21 protein-coding genes are annotated in these 22522 nt (G+C 64.7%); 6 read left to right on the top strand and 15 right to left on the bottom strand.

Features of this window, described 5'->3' with window-relative positions; all coding sequences use genetic code 11:
- Nucleotides 1-302 precede the first annotated feature (302 nt).
- A complete protein-coding gene (locus A5766_RS10080) occupies nucleotides 303-716 on the top strand; it encodes an Lsr2 family DNA-binding protein (RefSeq protein ID WP_005205414.1) in 414 nt (137 codons plus the stop codon).
- 4 nt (nucleotides 717-720) lie between these two features.
- On the opposite strand, the gene A5766_RS10075 is transcribed toward A5766_RS10080, so the two are convergent.
- From A5766_RS10075 to A5766_RS10060, 4 genes are read right to left on the bottom strand one after another with little or no spacing between them, the layout of a single operon-like run.
- Nucleotides 721-2364, bottom strand: a complete 1644-nt coding sequence (locus A5766_RS10075) for a dipeptide ABC transporter ATP-binding protein (protein ID WP_005205413.1) — start codon at nucleotides 2362-2364, stop codon at nucleotides 721-723.
- Nucleotides 2361-3290, bottom strand: a complete 930-nt coding sequence (locus A5766_RS10070; RefSeq protein ID WP_005205412.1) for an ABC transporter permease — start codon at nucleotides 3288-3290, stop codon at nucleotides 2361-2363. Before A5766_RS10070 ends, A5766_RS10075 begins: the two co-directional genes overlap by 4 nt.
- Nucleotides 3287-4309: an ABC transporter permease gene (locus A5766_RS10065; protein WP_005205411.1), complete on the bottom strand. Its 1023-nt coding sequence runs from the start codon at nucleotides 4307-4309 to the stop codon at nucleotides 3287-3289. Before A5766_RS10065 ends, A5766_RS10070 begins: the two co-directional genes overlap by 4 nt.
- Nucleotides 4306-5904, bottom strand: coding sequence for an ABC transporter substrate-binding protein (locus A5766_RS10060; RefSeq protein ID WP_082965492.1), 1599 nt, complete (start codon nucleotides 5902-5904; stop codon nucleotides 4306-4308). The genes A5766_RS10065 and A5766_RS10060 overlap by 4 nt, the downstream gene beginning before the upstream one ends.
- Nucleotides 5905-6090: 186 nt before the next feature.
- Between A5766_RS10060 and A5766_RS10055 the strand changes: the two genes are divergently transcribed.
- Both A5766_RS10055 and A5766_RS10050 read left to right on the top strand, forming a co-directional pair.
- Nucleotides 6091-7476 (top strand): LLM class flavin-dependent oxidoreductase, encoded by a 1386-nt coding sequence (locus tag A5766_RS10055; RefSeq protein WP_005205409.1) that lies wholly within the window; start codon nucleotides 6091-6093, stop codon nucleotides 7474-7476.
- Nucleotides 7473-8681 carry an acyl-CoA dehydrogenase family protein gene (locus A5766_RS10050; RefSeq protein WP_005205408.1) on the top strand — a complete coding sequence of 403 codons (1209 nt, stop codon included), beginning with the start codon at nucleotides 7473-7475 and terminating at the stop codon, nucleotides 8679-8681. The genes A5766_RS10055 and A5766_RS10050 overlap by 4 nt, the downstream gene beginning before the upstream one ends.
- Nucleotides 8682-8687: 6 nt before the next feature.
- On the opposite strand, the gene A5766_RS10045 is transcribed toward A5766_RS10050, so the two are convergent.
- The gene (locus A5766_RS10045; RefSeq protein ID WP_051993795.1) at nucleotides 8688-9335 is read right to left on the bottom strand and encodes a TetR/AcrR family transcriptional regulator; all 648 of its coding nucleotides are present in this window, start codon (nucleotides 9333-9335) and stop codon (nucleotides 8688-8690) included.
- A 163-nt stretch (nucleotides 9336-9498) separates the two neighbouring features.
- On the opposite strand from A5766_RS10045, the gene A5766_RS10040 reads away from it, so the two are divergent.
- Nucleotides 9499-10035 (top strand): hypothetical protein, encoded by a 537-nt coding sequence (locus tag A5766_RS10040; RefSeq protein ID WP_005205406.1) that lies wholly within the window; start codon nucleotides 9499-9501, stop codon nucleotides 10033-10035.
- Between the two features lie 15 nt (nucleotides 10036-10050).
- On the opposite strand, the gene A5766_RS25005 is transcribed toward A5766_RS10040, so the two are convergent.
- Nucleotides 10051-10899 carry an AAA family ATPase gene (locus A5766_RS25005; protein WP_231894609.1) on the bottom strand — a complete coding sequence of 283 codons (849 nt, stop codon included), beginning with the start codon at nucleotides 10897-10899 and terminating at the stop codon, nucleotides 10051-10053.
- A 71-nt stretch (nucleotides 10900-10970) separates the two neighbouring features.
- A complete protein-coding gene (locus tag A5766_RS25000; protein ID WP_231894608.1) occupies nucleotides 10971-11375 on the bottom strand; it encodes a hypothetical protein in 405 nt (134 codons plus the stop codon).
- Between the two features lie 501 nt (nucleotides 11376-11876).
- Between A5766_RS25000 and A5766_RS10025 the strand changes: the two genes are divergently transcribed.
- Nucleotides 11877-12734 carry a glycoside hydrolase family 16 protein gene (locus tag A5766_RS10025; protein WP_005205398.1) on the top strand — a complete coding sequence of 286 codons (858 nt, stop codon included), beginning with the start codon at nucleotides 11877-11879 and terminating at the stop codon, nucleotides 12732-12734.
- A gap of 57 nt (nucleotides 12735-12791) precedes the next feature.
- On the opposite strand, the gene A5766_RS10020 is transcribed toward A5766_RS10025, so the two are convergent.
- The 3 genes from A5766_RS10020 to A5766_RS10010 are packed head-to-tail and all read right to left on the bottom strand — an operon-like array spanning nucleotide 12792 to nucleotide 16051.
- Complete coding sequence (locus A5766_RS10020; protein ID WP_005205397.1) at nucleotides 12792-13526, bottom strand: helix-turn-helix domain-containing protein; 735 nt, start codon at nucleotides 13524-13526, stop codon at nucleotides 12792-12794.
- A 3-nt stretch (nucleotides 13527-13529) separates the two neighbouring features.
- Complete coding sequence (locus A5766_RS10015) at nucleotides 13530-14720, bottom strand: NAD(P)/FAD-dependent oxidoreductase (protein WP_005205395.1); 1191 nt, start codon at nucleotides 14718-14720, stop codon at nucleotides 13530-13532.
- Nucleotides 14717-16051, bottom strand: coding sequence for an FMN-binding glutamate synthase family protein (locus tag A5766_RS10010; RefSeq protein WP_005205394.1), 1335 nt, complete (start codon nucleotides 16049-16051; stop codon nucleotides 14717-14719). The genes A5766_RS10015 and A5766_RS10010 overlap by 4 nt, the downstream gene beginning before the upstream one ends.
- On the opposite strand from A5766_RS10010, the gene A5766_RS24380 reads away from it, so the two are divergent.
- Nucleotides 16050-16187, top strand: coding sequence for a hypothetical protein (locus A5766_RS24380; protein WP_156527431.1), 138 nt, complete (start codon nucleotides 16050-16052; stop codon nucleotides 16185-16187). The genes A5766_RS10010 and A5766_RS24380 overlap by 2 nt on opposite strands.
- 95 nt (nucleotides 16188-16282) lie before the next feature.
- On the opposite strand, the gene A5766_RS10005 is transcribed toward A5766_RS24380, so the two are convergent.
- The 5 genes from A5766_RS10005 to A5766_RS09985 all read right to left on the bottom strand — a co-directional run bounded on the left by A5766_RS10005 (nucleotide 16283) and on the right by A5766_RS09985 (nucleotide 22342).
- Nucleotides 16283-17014: a protein glxC gene (locus A5766_RS10005; protein WP_005205392.1), complete on the bottom strand. Its 732-nt coding sequence runs from the start codon at nucleotides 17012-17014 to the stop codon at nucleotides 16283-16285.
- A complete protein-coding gene (locus A5766_RS10000; RefSeq protein ID WP_005205390.1) occupies nucleotides 17002-17898 on the bottom strand; it encodes a glutamine amidotransferase in 897 nt (298 codons plus the stop codon). Before A5766_RS10000 ends, A5766_RS10005 begins: the two co-directional genes overlap by 13 nt.
- Before the next feature lie 222 nt (nucleotides 17899-18120).
- Nucleotides 18121-19467 (bottom strand): type III glutamate--ammonia ligase, encoded by a 1347-nt coding sequence (glnT, locus tag A5766_RS09995; protein ID WP_005205388.1) that lies wholly within the window; start codon nucleotides 19465-19467, stop codon nucleotides 18121-18123.
- 249 nt (nucleotides 19468-19716) lie between these two features.
- Complete coding sequence (locus A5766_RS09990; protein WP_005205386.1) at nucleotides 19717-21096, bottom strand: ammonium transporter; 1380 nt, start codon at nucleotides 21094-21096, stop codon at nucleotides 19717-19719.
- A gap of 199 nt (nucleotides 21097-21295) precedes the next feature.
- Nucleotides 21296-22342, bottom strand: a complete 1047-nt coding sequence (locus tag A5766_RS09985) for a heme-dependent oxidative N-demethylase family protein (RefSeq protein ID WP_005205384.1) — start codon at nucleotides 22340-22342, stop codon at nucleotides 21296-21298.
- Nucleotides 22343-22522: the final 180 nt, after the last annotated feature.

Genomic DNA, 22522 nt, shown 5'->3' with positions numbered 1-22522 from the left:
GCGGGAGCCGGAGAATTCGCCATAGCCGAGTATCTCAAACCCCCAACCATTAACTAACTAACGACACGAGATACTAGATTGTGCTGGTTGGACCGACTGGTGTGGGACCTGCCGACATCAACTCTCGCGAGTTGCGCCTAGAAATGAATCCGCAGTCAGGTACGCGACTTCTCGGCGCAGCACTACCTAGGAGACCGCTGACTACTTGCTGAGAGTTTCCAACTCACTGAGGGCTCGTAGTCGCAGAGCTCCGCGTCGTCGGGGTTGTGCATCGTCGAATCAGTCCGGCAATCTGAGTTCCTATGGCCGACGACCTGCTCATCGCACGCAACCCCGAAGAGGGCACGTCACTGCCCTACCTGGTGCGGTTGCCTCTCGGCCGCGACGGGATCGTGTTGCAGGCTCGCGAGACGTGGCCGCGCACGTCGAAGGTCTACTGCCACCGTGTCGCCGAGGCGCAGGCGCGTTTTCCGTCGGTTCCAATCGTGTTCTGCGAGACTCGTGCGTTGGCACAGGAATGGCTCTACCGCTGGTTCGGTGCATGCCTGCACGAACGGTCGCTCACCGCGTCGCAGGAGTCCGCGGTGACAGCTTTGTCGACACCGAGCGCTGCGCAGATCCGGAAATGGGCTCTGGCACGGGGCATTTCCGTCTCCGATCGCGGGCGGGTGCCGGCAGACCTTCGGGCGGCCTACCTCGCTGCACGAGGTGGATGACAGACTAGGCCACCCTTTCCCCGCCGATCGTCGGCACCGCGGCGAGCAACTCCCTGGTGTACGGGTGCTGCGGGTTCTCGAACACCTCGTCGGCAGTGCCGGATTCGACGACCTCGCCGGATCGCATCACGATGATGTCGTCGCTGATGTGGTGGATCACGCCGAGGTCGTGCGAGATGAACAGCAGCGCAACTCCCGTCTCGGCCTGCAGTGTGGCGAGCAGATCGAGAATGCGCGCCTGGATCGAGACGTCAAGTGCCGAGACGGGTTCGTCGCACACGATCACCGACGGTTCGGGGGCGAGCGCCCGTGCGATCGCCACACGCTGTCGTTGACCTCCGGAGAGTCGCAACGGATGTCGCGTACGAAAGGCGTCGGAGAGTCCGACGTGGTCGAGCAGCTCCGACACCTTGGCGTCGAGTGCACTACCGCGTAAACCTCTGACGCGGAGAGCATCTGCGATGATCCGCTCGACGGTCCACCGCGGATCGAAGGAGCTCAGCGGATCCTGATAGATCACCGAAATCTGTTGGCGCGTCGACCTTCGCTGTGCATCCGACAACGAACTCCACGGTCGGCCATTCAGTTCGACGGTTCCCGAATCGGGTTCGGTCAGTCCCAGCACGATGCGCGCCGTCGTCGTCTTACCCGATCCGGACTCGCCGACGATTCCCAGCGTCTGTCCTGGCCGAAGGTCGAAGCTCACTCCCTGCACTGCGGCATGACGGTGATTATCCCTACCGCCGAACGTCTTTCGGAGGTCGCGTACGCGTAGAGCAGGCGGCTGGTCGTCGGAGATGGGAGTCGCAGAAGGTAGTGTCGCACCGGTGGTGAGGAGGGTTCCCTTCGACGCTCGAGAAGGAATCGCCGCCAGCAGTCCCTGCGTGTACTCGTGCTGCGGGTCGCTCAGAATCTGTTGCGCATCACCGTATTCGACGAGCTCACCGGACCGCATCACGGCGATCCGGTCGGCCAGACTCGCGACGACGGCCAGATCGTGAGAGATCAAGATGATGCCGCTGCCGCGCTGTTTCGCCTGTCGCAACACCTCGAGGATCTGTGCCTGCACAGTCGCATCGAGCGCGGTCGTCGGCTCGTCGGCGATCACCAGCTTCGGGTCCCGCGCAAGCGCCGATGCGATCAGCGCACGTTGCCGAAGTCCACCGGACAACTCGTGTGGACGTTGTCCCGCACGGACCTTCGGCTCGGGCACACCGACCAGATCGAGCAGTTTGACCACTCGTTCGGCTCGCTGTGCCCTCGCTGTCCTCGACAGTCCTGCGCCGAATGCGCGCCCACGGTCATGTACTGAGATGGCCTCCCCTATCTCACTGCCGACGGTGCGCAGTTGATCGAGTGACACCAACGCGTCCTGCAGGACGAAGCCGATCTCGCGGCCGCGAATCTTGCGCCACCCTCGATCAGACAGTCCACGTAGCGATTGGCCGTCGAACTCAATGCGCTCGGCTGTGATCTCAGCTCCGTCGCCGGTCAGTCCGATCAAAGTTCGTGCGGTCACCGACTTACCCGACCCCGACTCCCCAACGATCGCCAGACATTCACCCGCGTCCAGTTGCAGCGAGACTCCCTTGACGATCTCGCGGCTGCCAAAAGCAATGTGCAGATCTTTGATGTCCACCAGGCTCATCGCCTGTCTCCTTCCAAACGCTGGCCGAGGTAGCGGCCCAGCGTCGTGAATGCCAATGCAGCAACGACGATCACGAGACCAGGGAAGATCTCCAGCCACCAGGCGACAGTGATGTACGTGCGGCCGGAGTCGAGCAGCGCGCCCCATTCCGGTGCTGGTGGTGCGACGCCGAGCCCGAGGTATGCCAGCCCCGACGCCCAGATGATCGCCTGGCCGATACCCAATGTGGCCGTGACGATCATCGGTCTCAGCGAGTTGGGAGCGATGTGCTGCAGCAGGATTCGGCCACGTGAGTGACCGATGGCGGTAGCGGCCTCGATGTAGGGCGCATTGCGGACGGCGAGTACCTGGCCGCGCACGATGCGTGCGTACCCTGGCGCGATGCCGATTCCGATGGCAAAGATCAGAGTCGACGCTCCGGGGCCGAACACCGACACCAGAAGTAGGCCGAGAAGCACTGTGGGGAAGGCGAACATGATCTCGATCCACCTGTTCGCGAGTGCTCCTGCGATCCGCCCCAAGAGCCCCGCGGCGATACCCAGGAACACGGCGAGCACCGTTGCGACGGCGACCGCACCAAGGCCGATACCGAGCGACTCGCGTGTGCCGTAGATGACGCGGCTGAACAGGTCTCGCCCGTTGAGATCAGTGCCAAATAGGTGCGACCAGCTCGGCGGCGACAGCGTGGCGTCGAGGTTGATGGCGAACGGATCGTACGGCGCAAGCAGCGATGGAACTGCTGCCGCGAGAACAAGCAACACGACAACAATGGCTCCCGCGACAACACTCCACGGAGGTCGACGGCGCTTGTCGGCTGTCGGAACGGGATTGCGGGTCTTCAACGTCGACAGCAGCGCGCTGAAGGCAGAACCCGACGACGATCCTTCGGATTCGGTTGGGGCTGTGGGATTCTCGATAACGGTCACGGGACCTCGATCCGGGGGTCGATGACGGTGTAGAGCGCATCCACTGCCAGGTTGGCGATGGTGTAGATCAGTGCGACAAAGATGACGATGCCGCTCACGAGCGGGACATCGCGCGATGTCGCAGCACTCACCAGGGTCTGGCCGATGCCTGCTCGTGCGAACACCGTCTCGGCGATCACCGCACCCGAAAGCAGCGCGCCCATCGCCCACCCCGACACGGTGATGGCCGGCAGGACCGAGTGACGCAGCACGTGTCGGCTCCGCACGGAAAGCTCACCGAGACCGCGACTGCGCGCGGTGAGGACGAAAGGCTGGTCGAGCGCTCGTGCGAACTCGTCACGTGCGATCTGCCCGAGGAACCCGGCAAGCGGAATCGCCAGTGTCAACACCGGGAGCACCAGGCCACGAACCCCGGTACCACTCTCGACCGGGAACCATCCGAGGTTGATCGCGAAGACCACCAGCAGGATCGATCCGATCCAGTACTGCGGAAGTCCAGCGCTCACGGTCTCGACGAACGAGCCGATCGCGCCCCACGGGCCTCGACGTCCCGCAGTGAGCGTGGTGAGGAAGAGCACCAGAATCCAGGCCACGATCAACGCGCTGAACGTCAGCACGAGCGTCGGACCTACTTGCGCGGCAATGATTTCGTTGACCGGTTGTCCTAGCTGGTACGACGTGCCGAGATCGCCACGCAGCAGCCCGCCGAGGTAGTGGAGGTACTGCTGCCACACCGGATCGGTGAAGCCATACTGCGCGTTCACCGGCGCGGTCTCGTCGGGCGTGCGCTCCCGACTGAGCCCCGACGACAGATTCAGTAGCAGCGTGGCTCGATCGCCGGGCGCGATCACCTGTAGTAGGAACGTGATCGACGCAGCCGCCCAGAGGACGAACACCGCTGAGCCGAGCTTTGCTCCCCAGCGCACCACGGCACGTGGGGGACGTCGCCAGGATGGCGTCGGAACTTTCTCCGCGGGCGCCGCGTCGCCGGCGGATTCGCGGTCGTCGAGCACGGTCATCGGACAAACCTCGCATCCGCGAACACCGGTTCGCCTTGAGACTTCTCGATCCACACGTCGTGGAGTTTGGGGTTCGACGCCAATGACGTCGTCTGCGTGTACAATCCGATCGACAGAGCGTTGTCGCCGATGAGTCGCTGCGCGTCGGAGTACAACGACGCTGCCTGCGCGGGATCGGCCGACGAGTTTGCCTGCTCGATGAGTCCCTGCAGATGCGGATCGTTGTAGAACGCCGTGTTGTACGGATTCGGGTTGTCGGACAGCCGTTGTCGCCAGTTGATGTAGAGCAGGCCCGGCGTCGGACTGGTCCAGTAGCCCACGTACGCGTCATAGGTATCGGCCTTGGCGTAGTTGCCGCCGAAGTACGCACTCTGTGTGGCGGGTACAAGCTGAAGGTCGAAGCCGACCTCGCGTGCCTGTGCAGCGACGTCCTGCAGAATACCTGCGCCTTCGGCCCCGATGATCGAATCGGCCGGATAGACAACGCGTGCGGTCAGCCGCTTTCCGTCCTTCTCACGAATGCCGTCGCCATCGCGTTGCGTCCAACCCGCCGAGTCGAGGAGAGCATTAGCCTTCGCCGGATCATGTTCATAGTCACCGGCTTTCGGGTCGTAGTCGGGGGTGCTCTGACTCAATGCCCCGTTGGCGTTGTAGGGCACCACGCCGAGATAGGCGGTCTCGACGGACTTCTTACGGTCCGCGGAGTACGCGAGCGCTTGGCGGACGCGCACATCGTCGAACGGCGCGTGTGCGACGTTGAGCGTGATCGCGTTGGGTCTGCCCGGAGTGATGTACTGCTCCGTCTGGAACTTGCGGGTCGCCTCGGCCCAGTTCAGCGCGGGGACGTTGTAGATGACGTCCGACGATCCGCTGGTCAGCGAACCGTACCGCAGGACGGGATCTTTCAAGAACTTCCAGATCACCTTGTCGACGTACGCGGGACCCTGATGCTTTGCGTTTGCGGGCGCTGAGTTGTACTGATCATTGCGGACGAAGGTGATACTGCGGTTGCGATCCCACTGCGCGATCTTGAACGGACCCGAGCCGACCGGCTGCGCACAGTTGATCTTGGGTCCTCGCGCCAGCGCTGTCGGCGACTGAATTCCGAAGTAGCCCTGCGAGAGAACGGTCAGCAGCGGCGTGTACGGCGCCTTGAGATGGAGACGGTAGGTCAACTTGTCGACCACTTCGTCGGATTCGAAGTACTGCCCGATATACGAGACGACCGTGCCATTTGGACTGTCAGGATCGAGATACCCGTTGATGTTGGTCTTGACGGCGGCGGCGTCGAGTTCTGTTCCGTCGGTGAACTTCACACCGGGCTTGAGGTGGAACGTGTAGCTGCGTCTGTCGGGCGAGATATCCCAACTCGTGGCGAGCCACGGGACCGGCTTGCCGCTGTCATCAAGTGAGACCAGGTTGTCGAGGTACTGCCGTGCAAGGTACGCGTTCTGGACCCAACCGCCGTGGACGCATGGCGGCTCTTGCTCATGCCCGTACTCGATGACTCCACCCGACACCAGCTCACCGGGCGACGCCGCAACGCCTTTCGATGATCCGTCGCCGGTCTCCGGCCGACCGCAGGCGGCAAGCATCACACAGACGGCCAAGCCGACGGCCGGCAGGATGCGGGTCCGCCATCGGCGGGAAAGACGCAACACCAGTTCACTCCTCAGTCAGGGACCGGCCAACCGTAGGAAACACGACACCGCTGGTCACTTCTTGTCATCACCCTGATTCCAAGTAGTCATCACGTCGGGCTCAGTCGTAACGTCACGCGCATGGCCCAACCCGTACCCCTCAGATTCGCCGCGTTCGTGATGAATACGACGTCGCACATCCTGCACGGAGCCTGGCGCGCACCGGAGGCGCAGCAGACGAACTTCAATGACCTCGATCATTGGATCTCACTCGCGAAGACGTTGGAGCAGGCCAAGTTCGACTTCATCTTCTCCGCCGACGTCGTCGGCCTCTACGACGACTACCAGGGCGACTGGAAGAAGTTTGTCGACTCGGGACTGCAGATTCCGAGCAACGATCCACTGGTCCTCGCCTCTGCATTGGCTTCGCACACCGAGAATCTCGGTATCGCCGTGACCAGTTCGATCCTGCAGGAGCATCCGTTCGACTTCGCGCGCAAGATCTCGACACTCGATCACGCCTCGCGCGGGCGGGTCGCGTGGAACATCGTCACCAGCCTGTCGAGCAACGCGTGGCGCAACTTCGGCTACGACGGCATCACGCGCCACGACGACCGCTACGCCTGGGCGCAGGAGTACGTCGACGTCGTCTACAAGCTGTGGGAGGGCTCGTGGGACGACGACGCGCTCATCCAGGACAAGGAGTCCGGTGTGCACGCCGACTTCGACAAGGTGCACAAGATCCATCACGTCGGCGAGCGGTACCGAGTCGAGGGACCGCATCTCGTCGCGCCGTCTCCGCAGCGCACACCTGTTCTCTTTCAGGCGGGTTCGTCACCCGCTGGCCGACGTTTCGCCGCCCGCAATGCCGAGGCACAGTTCATCGTCTCGCCGAATCCCGCTGCGGCGAAGGGGCTTATCGACGACACTCGACGGCTGGTTGCCGAAGCCGGGCGTGATCCGCAGGATCTCACGTTCTTCCAAGGACTTTCATTCGTGATCGGCTCCACCGAAGAGGAAGCCACGCGCAAGGCTCGCGAGCTCGACGACCTCATCGACCCCAGCACGATCATCGCGCACTCGGCAGGCGGACTCGGCATCGATCTCGGCCACTACGATCTGGATACGCCCATCGGAGACATCGAGACCCAGGGCACGCAGAGCACCCTGCTGTGGTTGCGCGAGGCGGTACCCGATCGCGAGCCGACGGTCCGCGACCTTGCCGAATTGCGCAGCCGCTCAGGCAGAGTCGTGGGAACTCCCGAACAGATCGCCGATCGCCTCGAGTTGTGGCGGGATGCGGGCGTCGGCGGTGTGAATGTCATCAACGCGACCATCCCGGGGAGCTACATCGAATTCGCGGAGCACGTCCTGCCGGTTCTGCGGGATCGCGGGCTGGCACAACGTGATTACGCAGCGGGCACCGTGCGTGCGAAGTTGACCGGTCGCGACCGACTGCCGGATACGCACCCCGCGGCGGGCTACCGCGGCGCATTCATCACACACCGTGAAGAGGTGTCGGCATGACGGCAGCAACGAGGGTCGTCGCCGACCGTGCGGCAGTGCTCGCGGAGATCGCAGCGGGATCGGCCGAGCGCGAACGCGCCGGCGAGGATCCGCGCGCACAGATCGAGCTGCTGCGCGACGCGGGCCTCACCGCCCTCACTCTCGACGCGGAACACGGCGGCGGCGGAGCCGATGTCGTCGAACTCGTCGAGTTCATCGTCGACCTTGCGCGGGCCGACCCGATCGCGGCTCACATCCTGCGGGCGCACTACTGGTTCGTCGAACAGATCAAGCGTCTGCCCGACGGGCCTGTCCGTGATCGGTGGAGTGCCCTGATCGCCGACGGTGCCGTCTTCGGCAATGCCACAAGCGAGCGGGCCGGTTCGGCTGGGGCTCGCAGATTCGCCACGACCATCCGCCCCACCGACACCGGCTGGGTGCTCTCCGGCGAGAAATTCTATTCCACTGGAACAGCTTTTGCCGACTTCATCGCCGTGCAGGCCACGGTCGACGACGCGCAGGGCGGAGAGCGACTTGCACGCCTCATCGTCCCCGTCGACCGAGCGGGCGTCTCGGTGATCGACGACTGGGACGGAATCGGACAGCACCGCACCGGAACCGGTTCGACGCAGTTCACCGATGTCGTGGTCACCGCCGACGACATCCTCGGAATCGTCGACCTCGCTGCACCGGGTGCGCCGCGCATCGCCAACGACGCTCCTCTGCTGCAACTCTTCCTACAGGCGCTCATCACCGGAATCCTGTTGTCGGTGAACGACGATGCGATTGAGCTGGTGCGTGGTCGCACACGGACATTCGACCACGCGCCCGCCGACGAGCCTCGTCACGACCCTGTGCTGCTCAAGACGATCGGCGAGATCGACGCCGCTGCACACGTGGCACGCGCCGCTGTTCTCGCCGCAGCTCGCGACGTCGAGGCCGCATTCGAGTGCGCGCGTCAGGGCGTGATCGACGCCACGCTGTTCGAGCGAGCCTCCGTCGCCGCCGCACGCGTGAAGGTGCACGTCGACTCCGTCGCATTACCCACTGCCACAGCACTGTTCGACGTCGGCGGAGCATCGTCGGCCAGTCGCGCATGCAATCTGGACCGACACTGGCGCAACATCAGGACGATCACACTGCACAACCCGACGTCGTACAAGGCGATTGCGCTGGGAGATCTCGCAGTCAACGGCACCACGCTGCCCGCGAACGGCTACTTCTGAATCGCGCTACGTCGAACTGCCCTGCGTCTGCGAGACCTCACCACAAGCCAAAGAATCCGGTCCGTACATCGCCAACCAGTACGCGCGGGCAAGCGACGCGGCGAACGCGGCGTCGCATTTCTCCGGGGCGTTCACCAGGTCCAGGAGGCTGCCCCGCGTGGTGACGGTGATGAATCGCGCCGTCTGATCCGGATCTAGGTCCGCAGGGGCGAGGCCGTCCATCTGGTCACGGCGAAGGCGGTCTGCCATCTTCGTCGTGTACAGGTCGAGGAAGCCGCCGAACTCGGTACGTAGTCGGGCGTCGCGGTCGACCGTCTCGAGGAAGGCGCGCCAGACGGGGCCGTGCTCGCGCCCCAGTTGGAACATGCGGGTGATGGTGTCGGCGAGGTCGTCAGGGCCCATCGGCTCAGTTCGCATCCACCACTGGTCCGACACCTCCCAGAACGCGGTGAAGAACGGTTCGGCCGCGTTCTCGATCAGATCGCCCTTGTCGTCGAACCATTGGTAGAAGGTCGATCGGGACACGTTGGCAGTCGTCAGAATGCGTTCGACCGGGACGTCCGCGTAGCGCACACCCGACTCGAGGATGGTGCCCACCGACTCGAGGATCCGTGCCCGTGACGAGGTTCGACGTTTGAGCGGGGCACGTGCCATGCAGGTCAGAATACTCGCCGATACCCCCGCCCAACGTCATTCAGCAAGGGTCCAGACGAACGACGGACAGCGGCGTACATCACGTTGACGAACTCTTAGCGCCGTTGATGAAGTCTTAGCGCCCCGGATGCTGTCGTCGGCGGGGCGTCGGGCGTAGACCGAAGTGGTGACACTGTTCGACATACTGCCCTCTCTGAAAGGGGTCACCGTGGCCAGATCGTTCGATTCGACAAAGTGGCGCTTGCCTATTCGATGCTCGGGGTGCGACATCCTCGTGAACGACATCTCGCTCCGGGAGGAGTCGTTGCGGCGCAAGGTCGCGTTCTTCCTCGATGAGTCGGGTGAGCCCGTCAGTCAGGCGCTGTGCCCCGAGGCGGTGTGGTTCCCCGCGCTGGTCACTCGAATCAGCAGTGCGCAGCTCACCGCAGAACGCGCCGTGCTCCACGTCGACGCCTCATTGCCCCTCACCACCGCCATCGACGACGTCGCCTTCCCCGGAAACGAACTCGCCGGCGCACATCTCGTCGACATCACGGTCGTCGACACGTCGGGGCATCGCCGCACCCTCAACGCTGAGTTGCCCGCACACGTATCGGTCACGGGGACCATCGTGCTGGCGCTGCGCGGCGTGTCGACGCAGTTGCCGACGGTCGAGAGTGCACCCCGCCGAAGCCGGCTGACCGTCGACGGTCAGCGGTAGGCGAGTGTCGCTGCGCTACAGGTAGGTGCCCGTCGGCAGTGCGGCCTCGTGCGCGCGCAAACCGATCACCGACAACAGCGTCGCGGTGGTCAGTTCGGCTCCGTCGACGAGGATTGCGCGACGGACCAATTCGCTCACGTCAGCGCCGCTGCGATCGCGCGGCAGTGCTGCCACAACCCGTGCGACATCGACGTCGAGGGCACCGATTCTCGCGAGCACTCCCGACAGAATCGCCTCTGCTGCAGCATCATCGGGAGGATTGAGCTCGATCACCGAGTCGAAACGTGCTGCGCGCGTGGCGGCGCCGTCGAGGGCGCGCGGATCGTTCGTCGTCGCGATCGTCAGGACGCGGTCGTGGGCCGTCGCGCCGTCGAGTGCCGACAGCAGCGCACCGAGCGCGGAGTCGTCGCCGTCACCGCGGCGGCGGACGTAGAGGTCGACGTCGTCGAGGATCACGACGAGCGGTCCGAGGACATCGGCCATGGCGTAGACGGACCCGAGCTTCGCCATGACTGCGGCGGATTCGACGATGACGACGGTGAAGTCGCCGAGCAGTTCTGCGGCGATCGTCCGAGCGATCGCCGTCTTACCGACACCGGGACGCCCGGCGAGCAGCAGACCACGACTCGTCGACATTCCCGCCGCGGTGAGGATCTCGTGACGAGACGTGACAGCGGAGATGCTCAGATCCACCTCGCGCCATACGCTGTCGGGGATCGCGATATCGGCGCGGGTTGTCGACGGCGCGGGGGCAGCCGACAGCGAGATCTCGTTGTAGACCACCGATACCGATAACACTCTGCCGCGCAGCGGGTTACGTGAATCGATACGACGACGAAGCTCAACGACGGCACGAGACACCATGCCGCGGAGCTCATTCGGTGCGTACAGCGAGATGGTGGCTCTCGAGTTGGCATCGCTGAGCAACGACGAAATCACCAACGGTCCACTGCCGACGGATTATCGGGGGTGAAGGCCAGCGAGATGTCGGCGGGGACCGAGAACTCGTCGTCGCCGACACTGCGTTCTGCCCACCGCGGAGGTGCGTCGTCTTCGTCCGGACCGGTTGCGGGAGAATCATTTTCGATCAGGTCGCCGAGAACGAGGCCTGCGGCGATTCTACTGGCCGGGTTGATGGACATGACCTGCACGAAGAGTTCGTTCCGGTCAGCACAGAGATGTGTTGTCAGGAAGGTGTCGATGGACACAGGGGCTGCGGGGAGCGCATCGTTGAACAACTGCGCGATCACGGTGACGGCGCGTCGTACATGGGGGTGCTCCCTCGCGAGCGCGTCGAGCGTAGATGTTGTTGCGGGCGTGGTGTCCTCCTTCTGCGGCAAGCGTGTCAGCTTGGCACTGGTCGACGACGCGGTGCAACTGGTTTTCACGCGACGAGACCCCGCCTTGGCCAGGCGGGGTCTCGCGAAGGGATGGAACAGCGCCGATCAGTTGACCCACACCCAGTTCCAGCGACGGGTGCGCGAGTCGAAGCGACGCACCCGGCGACGACGCTGTGCCGGAGCGGGGTTCTGGCGCTGCTGCTGGTTGTTGTTCGGGATGGGCATGACTACCTCTTTCACTTCGGCGGACCGCTCGTCGGTGAGCGCTCTCTCTGACATCACCGACAATGCCAACCGAGACTTGCGAGGCACTCGACGTCGGCTGGGAGATCGCTGAGTCACTTGGAGGCTGGGAGGTGGCTGGGACGCTGAATGCCGTTGATAGGCGCGGCATCACAGATTGCTACACGGATTCGCTGTTCGGCTGGCAGACGAGGCGATCGTTCGATAGTGTCCGAATTGTCATCACCGGGGGATAGCACCGACGAGGAGAACGTCCCGATGAATCGACGCCCACCCCGGCCGACCCTCCCCCACTCGATACGACGCCGCGTCACATCAAGGCTGCGCCGCCTGACCGGTCCGATCGCACTCACACTTGTCGCATCGTTGACGGCCCTTGGGTTCTCGCATGTCGCGCCGGCTCGTGCGGCCACTTTGGTGTGGTCAGACGAGTTCAACGGCGCGGCAGGCAGCTCACCGTCGACGTCGAACTGGAACTTCGAAACCGGCGGCGGTGGCTGGGGCAACAACGAGTGGCAGACCTATACCAACTCGCGGCAGAACTCCTACCTCGACGGCAACGGTCGTTTGGTGATCGCGGCACGCTCCAACGGGACGTCGATCACGTCGGCGCGCCTCAACACCCTGGGCAAGGTGGCATTCACCTACGGGACGGCGTCGGCCAGGATCAAACTTCCCGCGGGCAAGGGTCTACTGCCGGCGTTCTGGCTGATGGGCACCGACATCTACTCGGCGGGTTGGCCCGAGAGCGGTGAGATCGACGTCATCGAAACTCCCTCTGTGACAACGGCATACACGAATCACCTGCACGGTCCGACGACGTCAGGCGGGACATGGCAACTCGGCAACTCCGGTGCGATCGCCGATCTGTCGACCGACTTCCACACGTACTCCGTCACGAAGTCGAAGGATGCGATCACCGTCGCGCTCGACGGGCGGACGGTGGGCAGCTACCGGGCGTCGCAGTTGAGCGCCGACAAGAAGTGGGTGTTCAACAAGCCGACGTACCTCCTGCTGACGCTCGCCGTCGGCGGGAACTGGCCGGGCGACCCCGACCTCACGACGCCGAACCCGTCGTACATGACGCTCGACTGGATCCGCGTGTACTCGAGCTGAGGTGGTCTCGACAAGCTCGACCGGCGGCGGGTGTGGCTCGACCGGCGGGCTCCGGTGTCAGATGGCCGAGTCCGGGAACGCGATGACCGAGAGGAACCGGATCGGGAGTTCGACCAGTTCGACCGGCCCGTGCGCGCCCTCGCCGTCGAGTTGCAGCGAATCGCCGGGGCTGAGTCGGTAAACCGAGCGTGAGTGCGCGTAGTCCATTGTTCCGTCGAGCATGAAGATGAACTCGGTGCCCGGGTGCTGGAACAGCGGCTGCGTCACCGACTTCTCGGTGAGCGTCACCAGGAGGCATTCGAGGCGCTTGTGCTCGCCGCGAAGCGAGCCGAGCATCTCGTATTCGTGGCCCTCGCGCGATCCCTCGCGCACGATCTGCGAGCCCTCCCCCGCCTTGACGAACACGGCGGACCGTTCGAGGTCGGCGCCGCGGAAGAGTGAGGTCACCGAGACGTCGAATGCGGTCGCAAGCGCCGCCAAAGTGCTCAGGCTGCACGAGGTCTGCGCGTTCTCGATCTTGGAGAGCATCGCCTTGGAGATGCCGACCTTGGCGGCCATGTCGCCGACCGACAGCCCCTCCTGCCTGCGGAGACGTCGGACGTTGTGCGCAATCGCCGATTCGAGTTCAAGTTCTTCGACGGGTTGATCGACGGGACGTTCGCGCGCGGTCCCCGACTGGTTACGGATCAGAGCGTCGTCGGTCACCTCGCCAGCATATCGGTAGACGGACTTCACTCCGGGTAGACGGCGAGGTCCGGCGGACGTCGGTGTTCCGCCGTACAGAGCACACATCCGCTACCGCATCTCGCCCGCGCCGACGTACGGGAATCTGGTCTTGAGCAGGTCACCGTCGTCGAAGCGGGACAGCCGGAAGTCGGATTCCGGGATGCGCGGATCGTTGCTGCGACCGTCAACGACGAGGTCGGCGACGAGACGCCCGACGGCCGGCGAGATCTTGAAACCGTGACCGCTGAATCCGGCGGCGATGACGAGTCCGTCGAGCGGACCGGTGGAGATCACCGGGTTCCAGTCGGGCGTGACGTCGTAGCAGCCCGCGTAGCTGCTGGTGATGCTCGCGTCGGTGAAGGCCGGGAATCGGGTGCCGACCTTGTCGACGGTGAGGTCGAGGAATGCCTCGTCGGCGCGATTGAGGTAACCGTCGGGGTTGGCGACCTCTAGCTCGGCGAGATCTGAGTTGCCGAACAGGATCTCACCGCGGACGTCCGGGCGCACGTACTGCAGCGACACCAAGTCCGAGAACACCGGCACCTCACCGAGTTCCATGCCCGGATGGATCATCACGATCTGCTCGCGGTGCACCGTGATCGGGACGTCGATGCCGTACCTGTCGAGGAAGGGCTTGGTCCAGACGCCTGTCGCGACGACGACCGTGTCGGCGGAGATGGTCGAGTGGTCGGTGAGTTCGACTCCGCTGACGCGCTCTCCGTCGGTCAGCAGACCGGAAACCGTGGTGCCCTGTTTGATTCGGACACCGGCAGCTCGCGCCGACGCCGCGAACGCCTGCGCAGTCTGATACGCGTCACCGTAGCCGCCTCGTTCTTCCCAGCCGAACGCGGCGAACGGTTCGAGATCGGCTGCTGGCCAGAGCTTTGCCACGTCGGAGATGTCCATCTCCTCGGTCTGCACTCCGACCTCGCGCTGGGCTGCAAGGCTTTTCCGAAGATTCTCGACGTTGGGCTCCCCGACTCCGACGACGTAGCCGGTCTGGCGGAAGCCGATGTCGGTGCCGAAGATCTCCTCGGCCTTTTCGAACACCTCGAGGCCGATGGCAGCCATGGCCGCGAGCGAACTGACACCGTAGTGGCAACGGACGATGCCCGACGACTTGCCCGTCATTCCTCCTCCGACGGTATCGCGCTCGCACACAACGACATCTGTGATGCCGCGCTGCGCCAGCGCCCACGCCGTCGCGACGCCCTCGAGGCCACCGCCGATGATGACGATGGATGCGGTTTCGGTACTCACAGACCCGCTCCCGTCCCGGGGATCCAGTTGGTACCCGCGAGCGGAACGCGCGCCATGGCCGCGGCCTCGATCGAGATCGCCACCAGGTCTTCGGGTTCCAGGTGATGCAGGTGTGCCTTGCCGCAGGCGCGGGCGATGGTCTGCGCCTCCATCGTGGTCACGCGCAGGAAGTTGGCGAGTCGGCGTCCACCGGCGATCGGGTCGAAGCGCGCAGACAGCTCCGGGTCCTGGGTGGTGATACCGGCCGGATCCTTGCCGTTCTGGAAGTCGTCGTAGAAGCCCGCGGCCGATCCCAGTGCCGCGTACTCGTCCTGGTATCGAGGATCGTTGTCGCCCAAGGCAATCAGTGCGGCGGTACCGATCGCCACGGCGTCGGCTCCGAGTGCCATGGCCTTCGCGACGTCGGCGCCGTTGCGGATGCCGCCGGAGACGATGAGCTGGACCTCCCGGTGCACTCCGAGCTCTTGAAGTGCCTGCACCGCTTGGGGAATCGCGGCGAGTGTCGGAATGCCGACGTGCTCGATGAAGACTTCCTGGGTGGCGGCCGTTCCGCCCTGCATGCCGTCGACCACGACGACGTCGGCGCCGGAATGCACCGCGAGCTTGACGTCGTAGTAGGTGCGGGTGGCGCCGACCTTGACGTAGATCGGCTTCTCCCAGTCGGTGATCTCGCGCAGTTCGTTGATCTTGATCGCGAGGTCGTCCGGACCTGTCCAGTCGGGGTGCCGCGAGGCGCTTCGCTGATCGATACCGACGGGCAGGGTGCGCATACCCGCCACACGCTCAGTGATCTTCTGGCCCAACAGCATTCCGCCGCCGCCCGGCTTTGCGCCCTGTCCGAGGACGACCTCGATCGCGTCGGCCTTGCGCAGGTCGTCGGGGTTCATCCCGTAGCGCGACGGAAGGTACTGGTAGACAAGGTTCTTGGACTGTCCGCGCTCCTCGGGGGTCATGCCGCCGTCGCCTGTGGTGGTCGACGTCCCGACCTCCGACGCTCCACGGCCAAGCGCCTCCTTCGCGCCTGCCGACAACGCGCCGAAGCTCATGCCCGCGATGGTGACAGGGGTGTCGAGGTGCAGCGGGTACTTCGCGTTGCGGGTGCCGAGCGTGACGTCGGTGCCGCAGCGCTCGCGGTAGCCCTCCAAGGGGTAGCGCGACATGGAGGCACCGAGGAACAGGAGGTCGTCGAAGTGCGGCAGTTTGCGCTTGGCGCCCCACCCGCGGATGTCGTAAACGCCTGTCTCCGCGGCGCGTTGGATCTCGGCGATGGTTGAGCGATCGAAGGTCGCCGACTCGCGCAGACCGCGCTGCGCGTTGCTGAGGTTGGACATGGGATTCTCCGTTGTGGGTAGTGGTCTCGACGGGCTCGACCAGCGGGTGTGGCTCGACCAGCGGGTGGGCTCGACCGGCGGGCGGGGCTCGGCCGGCGAGGTGGGTGGTCTCGACAAGCTCGACCAGCGAGAGTAGGGCTCGGCCGGCGGGTGGGGTGGTCTCGACAAGCTCGACCAGCGGTTGTGGCTCGACCAGCGAGGGTTGAGCGCTCGACCGCCGGGTGGCCGGCGTCAGTAGGCGGACGAGTTGTCGACGTGGAAGTGGTAGAGCTCGCGGGCGGAGCCGTAGCGGGTGTACGCGGACAGGTCGTCGTCCTTGAAGCCGGCGGCCTTGAGGAGTCCGGCGAGTTCTTCGAGGTGCTCGCTGCGCATCGGCTTGGCCACGCAGTCGGCGCCGAGGGATGCGACGGAACCCCGCACGTACAAGCGGGTTTCGTAGATCGAGTCGCCGAGGCCGTGTCCGGCGTCGCCGCGGATGACCAGGCGCCCGGCCTGCGCCATGAATGCGCTGCTGTGGCCGACGTTGCCGCCGACCACGATGTCGACACCCTTCATCGAGATGCCGCAGCGGGCCGCGGCGTCGCCCTCGACGACGAGCAGTCCGCCGTGGGCGGTCGCGCCGGCCGACTGGGACGCGTTGCCCTTGACGACGACGGTTCCGCTCATCATGTTCTCGGCGACACCGGTTCCGGCGTTGCCGTTGATGATGATCTCGGCCTGCTGATTCATACCCGCCGCGTAGTAGCCGACGTGTCCGTTGACGGTGATCTTGACCGGGGCGTTCACGCCTGCCGCGACGCTATGTGCGCCGTGCGGGTTGTCGATCATCACCTCGCCCGAGATGTCGCCGTGCAGAGCCGAATTGATCTCACGCAGTGGTGTGGTGTCGAGGTCGAAGTACAGATCGGTCATCGGATTCTCCGTGGGCGAGGATGTGGTTGGGGTTGCTGTCAGCGTGTCCATGCGTAGACCACCTCGGGCTCGGGCTCCCAGATGCGAGCCTCGTCGACTCCGGGAAGGTGTGCAAGAGCGCGATATTCGCTCGCCATCGCGACCCAGTCGGGTGTCTCGGCGATGACCGCGGGCTTGCAGGCGATGGCGTCACGGACAACCGCGAAGGAGTCGCGGTTGGAGACGAGGAGTGTGTAGAAGCCATCGAAGGTGGCACACACCTCTTTCAGTGCCGTTTCGACGTCCTTGCCCTGCGCGAGCTGATGGGCGACGAAGCGCGCACCGACCTCGGTGTCGTTCTCACTGTCGAATTCGACGCCCTGAGAGCGCAATTCGCGGCGGATCGTCGCATGGTTGGAGAACGAACCGTTGTGCACCAGGCACTGCTCCGGACCGACGGCGAAGGGGTGTGCACCCGACGGAGTCACAGCCGATTCCGTCGCCATGCGAGTATGTCCGACGCCCTGCCAGCCCGACGCCGATGCAAGGTTCCACTTCTGCGCTAGATCTCGTGGTGCACCAACACCTTTGAGCACGGTCAGGTCGGAGCCGAAGCCTGCGACGAGCGCCGTCGGAAAGGCGGAGCGGGCAGCGTCGAGGACGGTTGCCGAGTCGAGGTCCGCCGATACGACCAGCGTGTCGTCGACCTTCTGCGCGGCAACGGGTGTACCGAGCGTCGAGGTGAGAAGGGCTGCGGCGTCGGCAGGTTCGACGTCGGCGTCGAGGAGGCAGACGCAGCCGTGTCCGGCGGGCGCCCACTCCGGGTTGCCGTAGACGGCGATGCCCGCCGAATCAGCACCGCGGTCTTGCATCTCGCCGAGCATTCCGGAGAGGAGTTCCCCGAGGCGGGGATAGAGATCGGGGTTGCGCAGGTGCAACCCGACGATTCCGCACATGATGTGGACCTTTCGTTGGTTGGGGTGATCTCGACAAGCTCGATCAGCGGGTGGGGAGCTCGATCAGCGGGTGGGGAGCTCGATCAGCGGTGGGTTGGCTCGATCAGCGGGTGTTGTTTCGATCAGCGGGTGGGTGATCTCGACAAGCTCGATCAGCGGTGGCCGGCTCGATCAGCGGGTGGGGAGCTCGATCAGCGGTGGTCGGCTCGATCAGCGGGTGGTCTAGAAGGCCGTCAGGTACTGGTCGACCTCCCAGGGCGAGACGGCGGAGTGCCACGCGAAGAACTCCTCGCGCTTGAGGTGCGAGAAGTACTGCGAGACGGTCTGTGCGTCGGCGGGCCACTCGTCGGGGATCGCGGCGTCGAGCGTCGCTGTGACGACCGCGTCGGCTTCGAGCGCTTCGACGGCGTGCAGCAGGGTTAGCGGCAGTGAAGAGATGTGCTTAGGGCAGGTGCCGAGCGCGCCGGGGTCGAGGCTGCGCTTGATGCCGTCGAGTCCCGCGCCGAGCGCCGCCGCGATGGCCAGGTACGGGTTGGCCGAGCCGTCGCCGCCGCGTAGTTCGACGCGCTGCTCGTCGGGGATGCGGACGTAGTGGGTGCGGTCGTTGCCGCCGTAAGTGGGGACTCGGGGTGCCCACGATGCGCCCGATCGGGTCGCGGTGGCACCAGTTCGCTTGTAGGAGTTGACTGTTGGTGCCATCACGGCCTGCAGGGCGGGAGCATGCTCGAGGATGCCACCGACGAATCCATATGCCTGCGCTGAGAGGCCGAGGCCACGCTCATCGTCGTCGGCTGCGTTCGGGAACACCGGGTTTCCGGCCGAGGTGAGCGAAAGGTGAAGGTGTAGACCGGAACCGGTGCGTTCGGCGAAGGGCTTGGGCATGAAGGTAGCGACCATGCCGCGCTCGGCGGCGAAGGTGGAGAGCAGGTAGCGCAGGGTGATCACGCGGTCGGCGGTGGTCAGCGCGTCGGAATAGGCGAAGTTCTGCTCGAACTGGCCGTTGCCGTCTTCGTGGTCGTTGGCGTAGTTACTCCAGCCGAGCTGGTTCATGGCCGTCGAAACAGTGGTGAGGTGGTCGTACATGCGGGTGAGGCCGCGGACGTCGTAGCAGGGTCGGTCGGAGTCGTCGGCCGCGTCTGCGGTGATCAGCGAGCCGCTGGCGTCGCGCTTGAGCAGGAAGTACTCGACCTCTGCGCCGACCCAGGGCTCGAAGCCGGCGTCGGCGGTCTGTGCGATCAGCGACTTGAGGATGTTGCGGGGAGCGAACGGCCACGGCTTGCCCAGCACGTAGGGATCACAGTGGACGATGGCCAGCCCCTCCTTGATGAAGGGCACCGGGAGGAACGACGAGACGTCGGGGATGGCCATCAGGTCGGGGTCTTTGGGCTCCTGGCCGATCGCGCCCACGGCGTAGCCGGCGAAACCGACTCCGTCGGTGGCCAATTCGTCGACGGCCTCGACCGGAACGAGCTTGGCGCATGGCTTGCCACGAAGGTCGACGAACATGGCGAGGATGAACTTGGTGTTGTTGGCCTCGCAGAGCTCGGCGAGGGTCTGGGTGTCAGTCATGGTTGCTCCGGGAGTTCGGGTGGGAGTGAATCCAGTATGTCTACTCGTATGAACCTTTGTCTAGTCCCAGTAGACGCTTCGGGTATTGCGGTTGCGTTAAGCCCGCGTGAGGTCGTGGTATCGGGATGAGGCGGGTGCACGCTCGGCGGGATGGAGCGCACAGTCGGCAGACCCGACTCCGGGACGCAGAACGCCCGTGAGTGTGCGGCTCGTTCCGCACTCACGGGCGTTCTCACGGTCGAGGACTGCTCAGGATGACGTCGCTGTGGTGGCGCCAGCCGGTTGTGTGGTTGTGGCAGTGGGGAGTTCGCGCTCGATGTTCTCTGCGGCCCGCTCGGGATGAATACCGGAGAAGCCACCCTGAGCGTGCCCGACGCCTGCCGCGGGGATCTCGTAGGCGGTCTCGGCGTGGATGGTGGCATCGAGGCCAAGCGTCTCGGTCTCGGCGTCGACGCGCAGGCCGATCGTCTTGTCGATGGCCTTCGCAATGAGCCAGGTCATCACGAACGAGAACGTGCAGGTGATCACGATGCCCGCGAGTTCGCGCCAGAGGAGACCGAAGTCGCCACCGAAGAGGATGCCCGTCAGACCTGCGGGTGCGGCGGACGCCGCGAAGAGCACGATGCAAAACGTTCCGACGATGCCGCCGATGCCGTGGACGATGAAGGCGTCGAGGCTGTCGTCGACCTTGAACCGAGACTTGATGCTCATCAGGAATGCGACGACGCCGGCCGCGAGCAGTCCCACGCAGAGTGCACCAATCGAATTGACCGCATTGGCCGACGGGGTGATACCGACGAGCCCGGCGATCGCGCCGGTGATGACACCCAACGATGTCACGTGGCCTTCACGAATCCTCTCGATGATGGCGAAGCCGATCATGCCGGCGCTACCGGCCAGCAGCGTGTTGAGGATGACGAACTGGGTCAAGAAGGTCGCCCCCAGGGCACAGCTGCCGTTGAAACCGAACCAGCCGAACCACAGGATGCCGCCACCGAGAAGGACCATCGGCACGTTGTGTGGGCGCTCCATGCGCTTACGGCGTGCACCGAGCACGAGTGCCAGCGCAAGCGCTGCGACACCTGAATTCATGTGCACCGCAGTACCGCCCGCGAAATCGTGTATGCCGATCTTGTTCAGCAGGAAGCCGCCCTTGGCGTCGTCGGTGTCGGCGCTGAATACCCAGTGGGCGACCGGGAAGTAGACCAGCGTCAACCAGATCGGCACAAAGACGAGCCAAGCCGAGAACTTCATGCGGCCAGCCGCGCCGCTGGCCACGATCGCCACGGTGATCGCGGCGAACAGGATGAACCATGCTGCGTAGTAAAGGACTTGGGTTCCCCCGGAGCCGTCATCGGTTTGGAAGTTCAGGAGCCCGATGTATTCGGCAGGATTGCCGATCAGCCCCCATCCGTTGACCGACGGCCCCGAGACGAGGCCGTACCCGTACACGACGTAGAGCACGCTGGTGATGCCGAGGGTGATGAGCACCATCGTCATCATGTTCAGCACATTGCGCGACCCGAGCATGCCTCCGTAATAGAAGGCGAGCCCGGGAAACATGAGCAGAACGAACACGAATGCGGCGAGCATCCACGACAGATCCGCGTGGGCGGCAAGTTGTTCCATGGCAGGTCCTCGGGTTTGGTGATCTCGACAAGCTCGATCAGCGGTGGTGGGGTTGATCAGCGGGTTGGTGATCTCGACAAGCTCGATCAGCGGTGGGTGGGGTGATCTCGACAGGCTCGATCAGCGGTGGGTGGGGTGATCTCGACAAGCTCGATCAGCGGCGGGCGTCGATCAGCGAAGGGTGGGGTCGATCAGCGGGTTAGGCGGGTTGGCGGAGATATGCGACAACGTCGTCGCGGTAGTCGAGGAAGCCCTTGTACGCGGCGATGCGCTCGTCGAGGGTCTCGATGACGGTGGCCAGCTGGGCCGACCACGCGGGGATACGTCGCACCTCGTCGAGCGACGCCATGAACGTACGGATGTTGAACGTGACGGCTCCCGACATCGGGAGTCGAATGAAGTGCTCGAGCTCGATGCGCAAGCGCGCCGAGCCAAAGTTCTTGTCCCGTACCATAGCCGGGATGTCGCGGCCCCACTCGGGAAGCTCCTCGAGGCTGACGTCGAGCTTGTGCGAGTCCGACGCCGAGAGGGTCCAGTTCACGCGACGGTAGACCTGGTCGGCGGGCAGCCTCCGCAGGAACTGCTCGGCTCGGGCGACGATGCCGTCACGGATCAGACCTGGTACGGGCGAATGTATTTCGTACATGTCCATGCCGACGTCGAACGACACCGACCAGGCCGCGGCGAAGGTCACGACACCGGCGTCGAAGTACAGGCGGCCGTCGCGTTCGACTACCAGGAGCAGGTCGTCGGGAACCTCACGGGCGAGGAAGTCCATCGGTCCGCTGGGCAGTGTTGCCGCGTCGCCGAGGGTGAACTCTGCGTCGGTGCCGAGAAGGTCGTTGCGCCAATGGAATCGGCCGGACCCTAGTTCGGCGAGGTGCATGAATTGTGGGTAGGCGAGCGCGAGGTCGCGTAGGTAGTACAGCAGCAGATCCCAGCACGCGATCTCCATGCCGGGTCGGATACGCACGCGAGACGGATCGGCGTCGAGTATTCGCCTGCGCTCGGCCATGATCGACGTGTACTCGGCGCCGCCGAGGTCGACGAGGTTGCGGCCCCACTCCCCTCCGCGCGTTCTACGCGGAACACGGGCCGGCTCGACGTTGACGGAGTAGTTGAACTCCTCGAGCTCGTCGGGGAACGGCCATGGGATGTTCGACAGGTGGTCGACGGGTTGCGCGAGAAAGTCGGCCGCCGCGCCGGTCGGCGCGTGGGCTGGGGACTGGTCTGCGGTGAGTGTCATGTGGTCACCTCGAAATCGGTTGGGCGGGTTGGGCTGGGGTGATCTCGACAAGCTCGATCAGCGGATGGGGCTCGTTCAGCGGGGTGGGGCTCGGTCAGCGGGTGGGTGATCTCGACCAGCCCGATCCGCAGCGGTTCTCCGCTGGTTGAGCAGGCCGCGAGCGCAGCGAGCTGCCGTGTC

Origin of the sequence: Gordonia sp. 852002-51296_SCH5728562-b (assembly GCF_001665475.1) — a bacterium.
Taxonomy (GTDB): domain Bacteria; phylum Actinomycetota; class Actinomycetes; order Mycobacteriales; family Mycobacteriaceae; genus Gordonia; species Gordonia sputi.
This window is presented reverse-complemented; position numbering and strand designations above follow the sequence as displayed.

What these genes read in the sequence shown, in the direction of transcription:
- A5766_RS10045 (WP_051993795.1), bottom strand. Translation starts at nt 9,335, where the DNA reads ATGGCACGTGCCCCGCTCAAACGTCGAACCTCGTCACGGGCACGGATC.
- A5766_RS09990 (WP_005205386.1), bottom strand. Translation starts at nt 21,096, where the DNA reads ATGGAACAACTTGCCGCCCACGCGGATCTGTCGTGGATGCTCGCCGCA.
- A5766_RS10005 (WP_005205392.1), bottom strand. Translation starts at nt 17,014, where the DNA reads ATGGACACGCTGACAGCAACCCCAACCACATCCTCGCCCACGGAGAAT.
- A5766_RS10055 (WP_005205409.1), top strand. Translation starts at nt 6,091, where the DNA reads ATGGCCCAACCCGTACCCCTCAGATTCGCCGCGTTCGTGATGAATACG.
- A5766_RS10010 (WP_005205394.1), bottom strand. Translation starts at nt 16,051, where the DNA reads ATGTCCAACCTCAGCAACGCGCAGCGCGGTCTGCGCGAGTCGGCGACC.
- A5766_RS24380 (WP_156527431.1), top strand. Translation starts at nt 16,050, where the DNA reads ATGGGATTCTCCGTTGTGGGTAGTGGTCTCGACGGGCTCGACCAGCGG.
- A5766_RS25005 (WP_231894609.1), bottom strand. Translation starts at nt 10,899, where the DNA reads ATGGTGTCTCGTGCCGTCGTTGAGCTTCGTCGTCGTATCGATTCACGT.
- A5766_RS10020 (WP_005205397.1), bottom strand. Translation starts at nt 13,526, where the DNA reads ATGTGTGCTCTGTACGGCGGAACACCGACGTCCGCCGGACCTCGCCGT.
- A5766_RS10080 (WP_005205414.1), top strand. Translation starts at nt 303, where the DNA reads ATGGCCGACGACCTGCTCATCGCACGCAACCCCGAAGAGGGCACGTCA.
- glnT (WP_005205388.1), bottom strand. Translation starts at nt 19,467, where the DNA reads ATGACTGACACCCAGACCCTCGCCGAGCTCTGCGAGGCCAACAACACC.
- A5766_RS10060 (WP_082965492.1), bottom strand. Translation starts at nt 5,904, where the DNA reads ATGCTTGCCGCCTGCGGTCGGCCGGAGACCGGCGACGGATCATCGAAA.
- A5766_RS10000 (WP_005205390.1), bottom strand. Translation starts at nt 17,898, where the DNA reads ATGTGCGGAATCGTCGGGTTGCACCTGCGCAACCCCGATCTCTATCCC.
- A5766_RS10075 (WP_005205413.1), bottom strand. Translation starts at nt 2,364, where the DNA reads ATGAGCCTGGTGGACATCAAAGATCTGCACATTGCTTTTGGCAGCCGC.
- A5766_RS09985 (WP_005205384.1), bottom strand. Translation starts at nt 22,342, where the DNA reads ATGACACTCACCGCAGACCAGTCCCCAGCCCACGCGCCGACCGGCGCG.
- A5766_RS10025 (WP_005205398.1), top strand. Translation starts at nt 11,877, where the DNA reads ATGAATCGACGCCCACCCCGGCCGACCCTCCCCCACTCGATACGACGC.
- A5766_RS10050 (WP_005205408.1), top strand. Translation starts at nt 7,473, where the DNA reads ATGACGGCAGCAACGAGGGTCGTCGCCGACCGTGCGGCAGTGCTCGCG.
- A5766_RS10065 (WP_005205411.1), bottom strand. Translation starts at nt 4,309, where the DNA reads ATGACCGTGCTCGACGACCGCGAATCCGCCGGCGACGCGGCGCCCGCG.